Origin of the sequence: Leifsonia sp. 115AMFTsu3.1, from assembly GCF_004362795.1 — a bacterium.
In the GTDB taxonomy this organism is placed as follows: domain Bacteria; phylum Actinomycetota; class Actinomycetes; order Actinomycetales; family Microbacteriaceae; genus Leifsonia.
Genome location: NZ_SNYB01000001.1, coordinates 343361 through 355909 on the forward strand (window position 1 = coordinate 343361; position 12549 = coordinate 355909).

A 12549-nucleotide genomic window follows, 5' to 3' on the forward strand; every position below is an offset into this window, starting at 1 on the left:
CTTTCTGGCTATGCTCGCGGATGTCACACCCGAGTTACTGTCTTGAGCCCCGCGGGAGCCGACCCGAAACCGGTCCGCGGGAGAACCCGAACGCGCAAAGGACGTATCGTGCACACCACCCTGCCCTACAACCATGCCCACGACCGGGCCCAACTGCTCGCCCGCCGCCACGAGCGCGACCTGCACTGGGCGAAGGAACGCCGTCGTCAGCACGAGCGCGAGAACGCGGAGGCCCGGGCGCTGCTCGCGACGCATCCGCTGCGCCTCGCCCGCGTCACGCTGTGGACCGCCGGCACGGCGCTCATCGTGATCGGTGCCGCCTGGGCGGTCGCCCTCGCCGTGACCTCCCCCGGGTGGCAGGCGGCGGTCGACGGCGCGGGTGCCGCGCTGGCTCTGGCGGTGCTGCTCGCCTCCGCGATCTCGCTCGGGCGTCTGCGCGCGCGTCGGGCGGCCGCACGCGCGCTGCTGCGGAGCAGGGACGCGCGCCTCTCGCACACGCAGTACCACATCCACGAGAGCGTGCACTCGTTCATCGACGCCCGGGTGGATGTGGTCAACACCCGGCAGCCCGTCTCCGCCTGACCGCTCCGCGGTTGGAGGGCGGCTACGGCTTGAGCGCCGTCGTCGAGCCGACCACCTCATCCACGAAGCCGTAGTCGCGGGCCTCGTCGGCGGTGAACCAGCGGTCGCGGTCGCCGTCCTCGATGATCTGCGCCACCGGGCGTCCGGTCTGCTCGCTGGTGAGCTCGGCCATCCGCCGCTTGAAGTGCAGGATCTGCTTCGCCTGCGTCTGGAGGTCGAGGTCCCGCCGAAGCCGCCGTGCGGCTGGTGCATGACCACGGAGGAGTTCGGCAGGGCGTAGCGCTTGCCGCGCTTCCCCGACGACAGCAGGAACTGGCCCATGGAGGCGGCGAAGCCCAGCGCGAGCGTGGCCACGTCGGCTTTCACGAAGTTCATGGTGTCGAGGATCGCGACCGGGACAAATCGTGAAAGCCACCCGGTTTTTGGCCAATGCATAATGGGCCATGCACATTTCGTCTATTCATCTCACGGGATTCAAGCGCTTTACGGAGACGACTATCTCGGGCATCCCAGCCACCGCTAAATTGGTAGTTCTTGCTGGGCCGAATGGGTCGGGGAAATCGTCGCTTTTTGACGGCCTGAAGACGTGGCACGGACTCAGTGGCGGCCCCGGAGTGGGATGGGATGAGGCATACGGGGCCAAAGTGGGTACGCCACCTATCTCGTGGCCCCAACACGTGCGAGTCGACTTCCATGAGCCGCTTCCTAGTGGCCCGGAAGATCTGAAGCGGTTGATCTACGTCAGGACCGCATTCCGGAATGAAGCAGACTTCAATGTTTCGTCTTTCACCCGGCTCGGCTCGCCTTTGGACCAGCCGCGCACGAACCGAATGATCGACAACGACATGGCGGTATCCGAAAACTACCAGCGCCTGTTGATGCAGACGATCGACGGTGTGTACGACGAGTCGCTTCCCGCCGACATGCCCAGGGCTGCGATCCGGGATCGCGTCATCGGGCAGGTGCGAGACGCAATGCGAGTTGTTTTCCCGGACCTCGAACTCACGGGTGTTGGCGGGGTAGCTGGCACCAGCGCTTCGGAAGGCACCTTCTACTTCGCGAAAGGTAATTCCAACGGCTTCCTTTACAAGAACCTGTCCGCGGGAGAGAAGGCGGCGTTCGATCTCTTGCTTGACGGTGTGATCAAACGTGAATATTTCAACAACTCGATCTGGTGCATTGACGAACCGGAGACGCATCTGAATTCGCGGATTCAGGCGAGCCTCCTGGTAGCGCTAGTTGACCTGCTCCCGCCTGGCTGTCAGCTTTGGTTAGCGAGTCACAGCATTGGTTTCATGCGAAAGGCATGGGAAATCGCGAAGGCCGATCCTGGTTCAGTCGCGTTTATCGACATGGAAGGCGTTGATTACGACTTTCCAGTAAACCTGACACCTATTGAGCCGTCCCGGGAATTCTGGGCTCGCACTCTTAATGTGGCGCTGGGCGATGTTGCCGCGCTGGTTGCTCCTGAGCACGTTGTGCTATGTGAGGGCCGCCCGAGTACGGGACCCGCTGACGTCAATGCCGCCTACGATGCCGAGTGTTATCGAAGAATCTTCAAGTCGACTCACCCTGAAGCGGATTTCATTTCCGTTGGAAATTCCAGCGATACTACCCGCGACCGGTTGGGCGTAGGACATGCGATTCAGACGATCTCGGCAGGGACGCTGGTCACGCGTGTGGTCGACCGGGATTACAAAAGCGAGGAGGAAATCGCTGCGCTTGAAGCGATCGGTACTCGTGTCCTAAGTCGACGCCATATCGAGGCCTATCTCTTCGATGAAGAGGTAATTGCCGAATTGTGTGTGAGCGAGGGTGCATTGGACAAGATCGGCGAGGCTCAAACGATTCGCGCAGAGGCGATAGCTGCAAGCGTCCGCCGTGGCAATGACCACGACGATATAAAGCGAGCTGCGGGAACGATCGCAGAAGGCCTACGGCGGCTGCTCTCATTGTCGGGTGCGGGTAGTACTGCGGAGGCATTTGCACGCGATACATTGGCCAAGCATCTGCTGCCCCGTATGGCCGTCTATCAAGAATTAGAACAGGTCATCTTTGGGGAGCGCGGCGCAGCCGCGCCTTCACTTGAATAAGCAACACAACTCGGACCATTAAACGGCGCTGGTGGCAAGGGAAGGGACGTCGAGCAGCCGTTGCACGGGAGAGGTCTTGTCGGTGTCCATGAGCCCAGTGTGGGAGCCGCGGACCGCGGTGTCTGCGGCTTCTGCCCGTCGCGAATCTGCGCAGGGCAGACTCGCGCGGCCGGGCATGCTGCATGCCACCATGGTCGGGTGCGGAAGCGGGCGAGAAGGGCGTATGCCGGAACAGGCGGCGCACTCGTCGCCGTGCTGACGGCCGCACTCCTCGGCGGATGCTCGCAAGAGGTGCGCGGCGAGGAGGACCTCGCGGCGCGGCCGTACACCGGGACCTTCTACGACGATCCGCCCGCCGCTGCGGGGAAGCCGGGCGAGATCGTGCGTTCCGAGTTGGCGGCCGGCGGCCCGTTCGGAGCGACCGCATGGCGCATCCTGTTCCGCTCCACCGACCTGACAGGCCGACCGGTCCTGAACAGCGGGATGCTGCTGGAGCCGGACGGACCAGCGCCCGACGGCGGCCGGACCATCGTGTCGTGGGCGCATCCGACGACCGGGAGCGCGGAGAAGTGCGCGCCGTCCCGCTCGGTCGACCCGTACGTGTGGATCGAAGGCTTGCGGGTGCTGCTCGACCAGGGCTACGCGGTGGTCTCGAGCGACTACACGGGGATGGGAGTCGGCGGACCGAACTCGTACCTCGTCGGCGGGACCGAAGGGCGGAACGTGCTCGACGCGGCGCGTGCCGCCCGCGATTTCCTCGGGTCGGCCGCGAGCGACCGGGTCCTGCTGTGGGGGCATTCCCAGGGCGGCCAGGCGGCCCTCTTCGCAGCTCAGCTGTGGAAGGCGTACGCGCCGGAACTCGATGTGCGAGCGGTCGCCGTCGCCGCCCCTGCGACCGACCTGGCGTCCCTGATGCGCGCCGACATCGGCGACGTCTCGGGGGTCAGCATCGCGTCATACGCGTTCGATGCGTATTCGGAGGTGTACGGGGCGCCGCTCGACTCGATCCTCACTCCCTCCGCCGTCGCAGCCGTTCCGACGATGGCGGGATTCTGTCTGCTCACCCAGAACAGCGCCCTGCACGATGTGGCACAGCCCCTGGTCGGCCGGTTCCTGTCGGGCGATCCGGAGACGACGGAGCCGTGGGCGGGACTGCTCGCGGCCAACACGCCGGGCGGAATGCCGATCCCGGCGCCGGTGCTGGTGGCCCAAGGGCTCAACGACACGCTGGTGCGACCGTCGGCGACGGCGGCTTTCGTGGCAGAAGAGAAGAGGCGCGGGACGGACGTGGTGTACGACCAGATCGCGGGAGCGACACACGGCACGGTGGCGAATAAGGCGATGCCGGCGGTGCTGCGGTTCTTCGAGCGCTCGGACAGGTCGAACGGCTGATCGTTTCTATAATCGAACACGTGCCTACCGATGATGCCGCGCAACCCTCTGGCCAGACGAGTACGCAGACGCCGCCGCTGCAGACCCTGTCGCGCGGCATCCGGATGCTCGAACTGCTCGCCGACGCGGGGGAGCCGCTCAGCATCCCGGTGATCGCGTCGCGGCTGGGCCTGCACCGCTCGATCACGTACCGCATCCTCCGCACGCTGGAAGATCACGGGCTCGTCGTGCGCGACGCGGCCGGTGCGGTGGAGCTCGGGCCGCGGATGGCGACACTCGCACGGTCGGTGTCGCGCGATTTGCAGTCGGCGGCCCTTCCGCAGCTGACGGCCGTCGCGAACGAGCTCACGATGACGGCCTTCCTCGCGGTGCTCGACCGCCACGACGTGGTCACGCTGGTGACCGTGGAGCCGTCGCACGCGCACGCCACGGTCGCCCAGCGGCCGGGCACGCGGCACCCGCTCGCCTCGGGTGCGCCGGGGATCGCCATCCAGTCCGCCCTGACCGAGGCGCAGTGGCGGGCGCTGCCGGGGGAGCATCCCCGCGACGACGCCGCACTCGCGCAGCGCCGGGGGTACGCGACCAGCCACGACGAGGTGATCGCGGGTCTCGCGTCGATCGCCGTGCCGGTCGTGGCGCCCGGGCAGCCCGTGGCGGCGCTCGCCGTCGTCTACGTCGGGAACGACGTGGACGCCGCCGCGATCGGAGCACGCCTGCGCACCGCCGCCGCCGCCATCGAGTCCGACCTCCGCTGACCCCCTCCCACCCACCGTCGAGTCCGCAAACTTTGCACGCTCGCGCGGCGTTTCGTGTGCAATTTGTGCGGACTCGACGGTGGGGGGAACGGGCAAGGAGGCGTCAGGGGGCGACGAAGTCGCGGTGCTGGGCGGTTTGGGCGAGGGCGGAGAGCAGGGTGAAGCCGGAGAGGGAGTCCCAGCCGCCGGTCCAGGTCAGGTCGCGCGCGATCTCCCACACGGTGCCGGAGGGATGCGCAGCGACCTCCCGCGACCGGCGGAGGTGGTGCTCGCGCAGGGTGGCCGTGCGCTCCGCCAGGCCGGTGAAGGGATGCTCGTGCCCGGGCAGGGCGAGCGCGTCCAGATCCCCGATGCGGCTGAGGCCGGCGAGGTAGTCGGCGATCGGGTTCGTGGCGGTCGGGCCGCCGAGGCCGAGACCGGAGTTGACGGTCGGCAGCACATGGTCCCCGGTGAAGACGAGCCCGGCATCCTCGTCGTTGAGGCACAGATGGCCGGGAGTGTGCCCGGGCGTCCACAACGCGCGGAGGCGACGGCCCGGGATGTCGAGAAGGTCCCCGTCCGCGAGCACGGCGTCCGGTGCGGGCAGGCTGGCCGCGACGGGTGAGGCGACGGCCGCAAGCAGCTCCGGGCGGCGGTCGGCGGGAACGCCCCACGCGTCCAGGTCCGGCGCGGGGATCCCTCGGGCGAGCGCCGCGGCGGCCTCGGCCTCGCGCGCGTGCATCAGCAGGGCGGCGCCGCTCGCTGCACGCACGGCCGCGGCGCCTCCCGCGTGGTCGGCATGCAGGTGCGTGATGACGATCGAAGCGATGTCGCGCGGCGCGCGGCCCAGCGCATCCACCGCGCCCAGGAGCGCGCCGGTCGCCTCGACCGTGGGGGAGCCCGGGTCGATGACGTGGAGGCGACCACGATCGTCTTCGACGAGGTAGGCCAGGCTGTACGGCAGCCCGCCGCTCGGCATGGGGATGCGTACTGCGTGCACGCCCTCGGCGATGGTCTCGAAGCGGTCCACGCCCGCCAGGCTAGACGATCGCCGGACCCTCGAGCGTCAGCCGGCCAGCTCCCTGCTCCGCAGGATCGGACGGAAGAACGCCGCCAGCTCGTCCGTGGCCGCCAGGGGCAGAACCGCCGACACGTACTGGTCGGGCCGCACGGCGACGACCGCACCGGCGCGGTCGATCCCGCGGACCGCGAAGATGTCGTCGTCCGGGTCGGCGGCGTACACCTTCTCGTAGTCGATCAGGCCGAACGGCCCCACGCGCGGGAGGAAGAGCTCGGGGACCGCGCCCAGGTCGACCGCCGTGTGGTCCTGCTGATAGATCACCTTGACGTCGAACCAGGCGTCCGGGTCTGCGCCGGCAGGCGTCGCGGCGAGCGGCGACTCGGGCGACGACGACAGCCAGGAGGCGAGGTCGGCCACCGCCGAGGGCTCACCGGCCCGGGCGGCGTCGGCGAAGACGTAGATGCGCCACCGGCCGTCGGCGCGCGCATGGTGGCCCAGGTGCACCGGGTTGCCGTCGCACACCCGTTCCACGGGAGCGGACTTGAAGCGCTTGCCGATCGGAAAACCGGTCGCGAGCTCCTGGTGGACCTGCTCCCCGACGATCAGCGACGGCGCGTACTGGGTCATGAACCCGGCCGGGAACTCGGCCGTGCGCACGTAGAAGTCCTCCAGCTCCGACGGGCTCTCGAACTCCTCCGGCTTCTTCGCCATCAGGGTCGACCACTGTTTGTCGAAGTCGATGAGGTCCTTCGCGACGACCTGCCGCTCGGCGGAGTAGGTGGCGAGCAGGCTCTCCGGGCTGCGGCCGTCGAGCACGTGCCCGAGCTTCCAGCCGATGTTGAAGCCGTCCTGCATCGAGACGTTCATGCCCTGGCCGGCCTTCGCGCTGTGCGTATGGCAGGCGTCGCCGGTGATGAAGACGCGCGGGGTTCGCATCCCGAGCTCCTCCGGCAGCACGTCGTCGAAGCGGTCGGTGAGCCGGTGACCGACCTCGTACACGCTGTGCCAGGCGACGTTGCGCACATCCAGCGTGTACGGGTGCAGGATGCGGTTGGCCTGCTCGATGATCTGCTCGATGGAGGTGGCCCGGATGGCGCCCTTGTCTTCGGCCGAGACCTCGCCGAGGTCGACGTACATCCGGAACAGGTAGCCGCCTTCGCGGGGGATGAGCAGGATGTTGCCCGCCTCCGACTGGATCGAGCACTTGGTGCGGATGTCCGGGAAGTCGGTGACGGCCAGCGCATCCATCACACCCCAGGCGTGGTTCGCCTGGTCGCCGGCGAGGTGGCAGCCGATGGCTTCGCGGACCTTGCTGCGCGCACCGTCCGCGCCGACGACGTACTTCGTGTGCACCACGCGCTCGGCGCCCTCGTCCGGTCCGGCCGTCCGGCGCAGGGTGACGGCGACGGGATGCTCGCCCTCGCCGACCTCGAGCCGCACGAACTCGTAGCCGTAGTCGGGCGTCATCCTGGCCGGCGAGTTCGCCATCACCTCGGCGAAGTAGTCGAGCACGCGGGCCTGGTTGACGATCAGGTGGGGGAACTCGCTGACACCGGTGGGGTCGTCGACCGGGCGCGCGGTGCGGACGATCCGAGAGGGGTCTGCGGGGTCCGGCTTCCAGAACGCCATCTCGGTGATGCGGTAGGCCTCGGCGATGATCCGCTCGGCGAAGCCGAACGCCTGGAACGTCTCGACGCTGCGGGCCTGGATGCCGTCGGCCTGCCCGATGGCGAGCCGGCCCGGGCGGCGTTCCACGATCCGTGTCGTGACGTTCGGGAACTGGGAGAGCTGGGCTGCGGCGATCATCCCGGCGGGGCCGGTGCCCACGATGAGCACATCCATCTCGTCCGGCAGCTCGGCGGGGCGGTCGATCCCGGTGCCGGCCGGCTCGTGGACGCGCGGGTCGCCGGACACGTAGCCGTGGTGGTGGAACTGCACGGGAACCTCACTTCGTCGTAAGTCGTTCATTATGCGAACGCACCGTTCGCATATCGCGCGACCAGAGTACCCCATCCCGTAATGCCTGCACCGCGTAGCTTTGTGCAACAGAAGGCGCCGCAGCGGGGGTGGTGCCGCACCATAGGGGGATGTCGGAGTTCAGCACAGCCCAGGTGCACGCGGGAGAGGCCCGCGATGCCGCCCACGGCGCCCGGGTCACACCCATCTACCTCACCGCGGGTTTCGAGTTCGACAGCTTCGCGCAGGCGGAAGGCCGCTTCGGCGGCGACGAGCCCGGGTACACCTACAGCCGCTCCGGCAACCCGACGACCGCCGCCCTCGAGCGCCGCGTCGCCGCCCTGGAGCACGGCCGCGAGGCGATCGCGGTCGGCAGCGGCCAGGCCGCGCTGACGGTCGCCGTGCTCGGCCTCGTGCAGGCCGGCGACCACATCCTGTCAGCCCAGAGCGTCTACTCGGGCACCCGCGGGCTGTTCGAGAACGGCCTGCGCAGGCTCGGCGTCGAGATCGAGTTCGTCGACGACCCGACCGACCTCGCGGAATGGCGGCGGCGCATCCGGCCCACCACGCGGGTGCTCTTCGGGGAGTCGATCGCGAACCCCGGCACCGAGATCCTCGACATCGCCGGCGTCGCGGCCGTCGCGCACGCGAACGGCATCCCCTTCATCGTCGACAACACGCTCGCCACCCCATACCTGCTGCGGCCGGGCGACCACGGCGCGGACATCGTCGTGCACTCCGCCAGCAAGTACCTCGGCGGCCACGGCTCCACGCTGGGCGGCCTGGTCGTCGATCAGGGCAGTTACGACTGGGCGACGTCGCCGTTCGCGCACCTGACCGGGCCGGACGACTGGCTGGACGGCGAGAGCTACGTGGCCACGCACGGCGCGGCCGCCTACACGGCGTTCACCCGATCCGTCGTCGCGTCGCTCTTCGGGCCGGTGCTGTCCCCGCTGAACGCGTTCCTCATCCAGCAGGGCATCGAGACGCTCTCGCTCCGCGTGCAGCGGCAGTCGGACACCGCGCTCGCCGTCGCCCGCTGGCTCGAAGCGCAGCCCGAGGTCACCGGGGTCGAATACGCGGGCCTGCCGTCGCACCCGTCGCATCCCCTCGCCCAGCGGTACCTGCCGCGCGGTCAGGGCGCGGTCCTCGGGTTCACGCTCGCGGGCGGTGCCGCAGCGGCCGAACGGTTCTACGACGCCGTCGAGCTGTTCAGTCGCATGACGCACATCGGAGACGTGCGGTCGCTCATCCTCCACCCGGCCTCGACCACGCACGCGCACCTGCCCCGGCACGTCCGCGACGGGATCGGGATCGGCCCAGGGCTGCTGCGCCTGTCGATCGGCCTGGAGGACGCGGACGACCTGATCGCGGATCTGGCGCGAGGCATCGCGGCGGTCGCTGCGGCGGATGTGGTGGTCGCGGATGCGGCCGTCGCGGGGGACGCAGAGCTGGCGTCGGCGCCGCTGAGCGCCGTGGCGGGGAGGTAGGCGAGCATGGCACGACTGCAGCACTTCGGCTGGTTCTTCAGCCGCGGCTTCGGGCCTCAGGGCTGGGGCCGGCCGTATTGGGAGTGGGACTACCGCTGGACGCGACCCGACCTGTACCAGCAGTCGGCGCGCGAACTCGAGCAGGCCGGACTCGATCTGGTCATCATCGAGGACGCCCTGTCGATCGGCTTCCCGGAGACCGTCGACCTGCGGGTGCGCGAGGCGTACGGCGGCCCGAAGCACGACCCGCTCATCCTCTCGCCCTATCTGCTGGATGCGACGCAGCACCTGGGCGTCGCTCCGACGATCAACGCCGGCGCCTACCCTCCCTACGTCGCCGCCCGCCAGTTCGCGAGTCTGCACCACCTAAGCGGTCACCGGCTCGGGGTCAACGTGGTCACCGACGTCGGCAGCGCGCGGCACCTCGGACTCCCGGCGCTCTCGCACGATGCGGCCTATGACCGCGCGGAGGAGTGGCTCACCGTGATCCGGCGGCTGTGGCACAGCTGGGATGACGACGCGCTCATCGAGGACGCCGCGACGCGCCACTTCGCCGACGGCTCGAAGATCCGGCCGTTCGAACACGAGGGCGAGTACTTCCGGGTGGCTGGGCCGCTCAACGCCGTGCCGTTCACCGAGGGCGACCCGGCGATCGTCTCGCCGGGCGGCTCGCCGCGCGGCATCGCGTTCGCTGGGACGCACTCCGACGTGCAGCTCGCCCTCGCCCCGCTGGACGCGCAGAGCATCCGCGACTATCGGGCCAAGGTGCGTGAGGCGGCGGTGGCGGCCGGGCGCGACCCCGACTCCATCAAGGTGCTGTTCGTCTTCAAGCCGGAGGTCGTGCCGAGCGACGAGGAGGCGCGGCGGGTCGTCGAGGCGTCGAAGCATCCCACCGACGCGGAACTGTACCGGGAGCTCGCCGGCCAGTCGAGCGATCTGGAGACCGATCTGACGCAGCTGTCGCTCGACGAGCCGTTCGACGTCTCGGTGTTCGGCGACCACGTGTCGCAGGGCAGCATCAAGGGGCTGTTCGGCAAGCAGGGCATCCGCGACGGTGTCACGTTGCGCGACCTGGTCGCACCGAAGGTCGTCAAGGGACGCATCGCCGACCGCGAAGGATTTGTCGGAACAGCCGAGCAGATCGCCGACTTCATCGAAGAACTAGGGGAGGAGGCGTCGAACGACGGCTTCATCTTCTCCGGCGACCTGCATCCGGTGACGCTGCATCGCAACCTGGACGAGCTCGTCCCGGTGCTGCGGCGGCGCGGGATCCTGCGGCGCGAGTTCGGCGACGGCGGCATCCGCGGCAACCTGTCCGACTTCTGAGCCGGTCGGCTACGCGTCCTGCTCTTTGCGGGCGCGAAAGGCGACCATGTTCATCCGGTTGCCGCAGCGCACGCTGCAGAAGCGCTTGGAACCGTTGCGGGAGAGGTCGAGCAGGAGGCCGGTGCAGTCGTCGGCCGCGCACACGCGCAGGCGGCCCGTCTCGTCCGAGCGGATCACATCCACCAGGGCCAGCGCGATCTCGACGCGGATGCGCTCGGCGAGCGGCGCATCCTGGGCCGTGGCGTGCAGGTGCCAGTCGAACCCGTCGTGGCGCATCAGGTACGGCAGGGCGTGCGCCTCTGCCAGCATGGCGTTGACCTCGACGGCCGCCTCGTCGCGGTTGAGCGTCCAGGTGCGGCGGATGCGGTCGCGCGTCTCGTGGACGGCCTGCAGTTCGGCTTCGTCGCCGTCGACCCGGCCCGAGTAGCGGTTCTCGGTGAGCAGCGCGACCAACTGCTCCGGGGTCGCGAGCTCGTCCTCGCCGCTGCGCGAGGCGTCGGGCACCGTGTTGCCGAGCAGGGCGGCGAACTCCAGAGCATCCTCTGTGTCAGGGGCAAAATGCAAGTTGACTCCTTACTCATGACGAGCGTACCGTCAGGACCATCATCGCTGACGACCCTGACAGGTGACCCCATGACGCATCGGCATCCGACTTCTCTCGGCCTGCTCATCGCCGTGCTCTCTGCGGCGACGTTCGGGCTGTCGGGCGCCTTCATCAAACCGCTGCTCGAGAGCGGGTGGTCGCCCGTCGCCGCCGTGACCGCGCGCGCTCTGATCGGCGGGGTCGTGCTGCTGCCGTTCGCGCTGATCGCGGTGCGCGGCCGTTGGGCTGCCGTCTGGCGAGGCCGCTGGCGACTGCTCGGGATGGCGCTCGTCGGCGTCGCCGGCACCCAGGTGTTGTACTTCGCGGCCATCCAGCGCATCCCCGTGAGCACGGGCATCCTCGTCGAGTACCTCGCGCCCGTCCTGCTTGTCCTCGCCGTATGGATGCGTACCCGTCGCGCTCCGCACGTCGTGGTCCTGGCCGGCTCTGTGCTGGCGATCGGCGGACTCGTGCTGGTCGTCTCGCCCGGCGGGTCCGGCGCGCTCGACCCGCTCGGGCTCGTGCTGGCGGTGCTCGCCATGGGCGGATGCGCGGCCTTCTACGTCATCGCCGCGAGACCGAGCGACGGACTCCCGCCCGTCGCCCTGGCCTCCGGCGGACTCCTGATCGGGGCGATCGCCCTCGGCGCCGTCGGCGCGACGGGCGTGCTGCCGGTCACGGTGAGCTTCGCCGACGTGCCGCTGTTCGGCCAGTCGGTGGCGTGGTGGGTGCCGCTCACCGTTGTCGGGGTGTTCGCCACGGCCGTCGCTTACGCCGCGAGCATCACCGCGACGGAGCTGCTCGGTTCTCGACTCGCGTCGTTCACCGGTCTGCTGGAGGTCGTCGCGGCGACCCTGTACGCGTGGCTGCTGCTGGGCGAGCAGCTCGGGTTGCTCCAGCTGCTGGGCGGCCTGCTCATCCTCGGCGGGATCGCGCTCGTGCGCGCGGATCGCTCCGATCCGGCCGACGGTGTCGCACCCGACGACACAGACTCGCCTGAGGAGTCCGCGCCGCTCGGTTCCGCGATCCCGAGGAGCAAACCGCTCTGACCCCTTGCCGCGGCTCTCGTACGCGCCGATGGTGGGGACATGGATGCGACGAGCCGCGATGAGGACCGACGTGGGCACGACGAGGACAAGTCGACGATCGACGTGCGCCTGACCGGCGTGCGCGACCCGCGGGACCCGGACGGCCTGCTGACGGTCGAGCAGGATGCGGACCGTCCCGACCCGTCGCGGTTCGGCGTTCCCGAGACGGACACGCTCGAGCGGGAGCGGGCGTACGTTGCCCGGCTGCGCGCGGGCGGGTCATCGGACGACCTGCCGCAGGTCCCGCCGAAGCGCGGCGTGACGGGCCGGGGCTGAGCCGCCGC

General features: G+C 69.2%; 11 protein-coding genes and 2 pseudogenes. 8 read left to right on the forward strand and 5 right to left on the reverse strand.

Annotation, left to right across the window (positions count from 1 at the left end; translation table 11 throughout):
- Positions 1-108 precede the first annotated feature (108 nt).
- Positions 109-582 (forward strand): hypothetical protein, encoded by a 474-nt coding sequence (locus AXZ95_RS01795; protein WP_018189280.1) that lies wholly within the window; start codon positions 109-111, stop codon positions 580-582.
- A 22-nt stretch (positions 583-604) separates the two neighbouring features.
- Here AXZ95_RS01795 and AXZ95_RS19740 read toward each other — a convergent pair.
- Both AXZ95_RS19740 and AXZ95_RS19910 read right to left on the reverse strand, forming a co-directional pair.
- Positions 605-814, reverse strand: a pseudogene (locus AXZ95_RS19740) (ATP-dependent Clp protease proteolytic subunit); the annotation flags it as partial.
- Positions 815-855: 41 nt separating this feature from the next.
- Positions 856-1017, reverse strand: a pseudogene (locus tag AXZ95_RS19910) (ATP-dependent Clp protease proteolytic subunit); the annotation flags it as partial.
- A 395-nt stretch (positions 1018-1412) separates the two neighbouring features.
- Between AXZ95_RS19910 and AXZ95_RS01805 the strand changes: the two are divergent.
- From AXZ95_RS01805 to AXZ95_RS01815, 3 genes are all read left to right on the forward strand, one after another.
- Positions 1413-2675 carry an AAA family ATPase gene (locus AXZ95_RS01805; RefSeq protein WP_166645309.1) on the forward strand — a complete coding sequence of 421 codons (1263 nt, stop codon included), beginning with the start codon at positions 1413-1415 and terminating at the stop codon, positions 2673-2675.
- 198 nt (positions 2676-2873) lie between these two features.
- Positions 2874-4067: a lipase family protein gene (locus AXZ95_RS01810; RefSeq protein WP_026307006.1), complete on the forward strand. Its 1194-nt coding sequence runs from the start codon at positions 2874-2876 to the stop codon at positions 4065-4067.
- A 77-nt stretch (positions 4068-4144) separates the two neighbouring features.
- Complete coding sequence (locus tag AXZ95_RS01815) at positions 4145-4822, forward strand: IclR family transcriptional regulator (RefSeq protein WP_269209385.1); 678 nt, start codon at positions 4145-4147, stop codon at positions 4820-4822.
- A 103-nt stretch (positions 4823-4925) separates the two neighbouring features.
- Here the strand turns inward: AXZ95_RS01815 and AXZ95_RS01820 are convergent, their stop codons facing one another.
- Together AXZ95_RS01820 and AXZ95_RS01825 are read right to left on the reverse strand one after the other, a co-directional pair.
- Positions 4926-5831, reverse strand: coding sequence for an MBL fold metallo-hydrolase (locus tag AXZ95_RS01820; RefSeq protein WP_018189284.1), 906 nt, complete (start codon positions 5829-5831; stop codon positions 4926-4928).
- A 36-nt stretch (positions 5832-5867) separates the two neighbouring features.
- Positions 5868-7760 carry an FAD-binding monooxygenase gene (locus AXZ95_RS01825; RefSeq protein ID WP_018189285.1) on the reverse strand — a complete coding sequence of 631 codons (1893 nt, stop codon included), beginning with the start codon at positions 7758-7760 and terminating at the stop codon, positions 5868-5870.
- Between the two features lie 149 nt (positions 7761-7909).
- Here AXZ95_RS01825 and AXZ95_RS01830 point away from each other — a divergent pair, with 149 nt between their 5' ends.
- Together AXZ95_RS01830 and AXZ95_RS01835 are read left to right on the forward strand one after the other, a co-directional pair.
- Positions 7910-9268, forward strand: a complete 1359-nt coding sequence (locus tag AXZ95_RS01830) for an O-acetylhomoserine aminocarboxypropyltransferase/cysteine synthase family protein (RefSeq protein ID WP_018189286.1) — start codon at positions 7910-7912, stop codon at positions 9266-9268.
- 6 nt (positions 9269-9274) lie between these two features.
- Complete coding sequence (locus tag AXZ95_RS01835) at positions 9275-10594, forward strand: NtaA/DmoA family FMN-dependent monooxygenase (protein WP_018189287.1); 1320 nt, start codon at positions 9275-9277, stop codon at positions 10592-10594.
- Between the two features lie 9 nt (positions 10595-10603).
- On the opposite strand, the gene AXZ95_RS01840 is transcribed toward AXZ95_RS01835, so the two are convergent.
- Positions 10604-11158: a CGNR zinc finger domain-containing protein gene (locus tag AXZ95_RS01840; RefSeq protein WP_026307007.1), complete on the reverse strand. Its 555-nt coding sequence runs from the start codon at positions 11156-11158 to the stop codon at positions 10604-10606.
- Positions 11159-11227: 69 nt separating this feature from the next.
- Between AXZ95_RS01840 and AXZ95_RS01845 the strand changes: the two genes are divergently transcribed.
- Positions 11228-12226, forward strand: coding sequence for an EamA family transporter (locus AXZ95_RS01845; protein ID WP_018189289.1), 999 nt, complete (start codon positions 11228-11230; stop codon positions 12224-12226).
- A 39-nt stretch (positions 12227-12265) separates the two neighbouring features.
- On the forward strand, positions 12266-12541 hold the full coding sequence (locus AXZ95_RS01850; protein ID WP_018189290.1) for a hypothetical protein: 276 nt from the start codon (positions 12266-12268) through the stop codon (positions 12539-12541).
- Positions 12542-12549: the final 8 nt, after the last annotated feature.

Excerpts from the sequence above, each read along its gene's own strand:
- AXZ95_RS01835 (WP_018189287.1), top strand. The coding sequence starts at position 9,275 with ATGGCACGACTGCAGCACTTCGGCTGGTTCTTCAGCCGCGGCTTCGGG.
- AXZ95_RS01830 (WP_018189286.1), top strand. The coding sequence starts at position 7,910 with ATGTCGGAGTTCAGCACAGCCCAGGTGCACGCGGGAGAGGCCCGCGAT.
- AXZ95_RS01805 (WP_166645309.1), top strand. The coding sequence starts at position 1,413 with ATGATCGACAACGACATGGCGGTATCCGAAAACTACCAGCGCCTGTTG.
- AXZ95_RS01845 (WP_018189289.1), top strand. The coding sequence starts at position 11,228 with ATGACGCATCGGCATCCGACTTCTCTCGGCCTGCTCATCGCCGTGCTC.
- AXZ95_RS01850 (WP_018189290.1), top strand. The coding sequence starts at position 12,266 with ATGGATGCGACGAGCCGCGATGAGGACCGACGTGGGCACGACGAGGAC.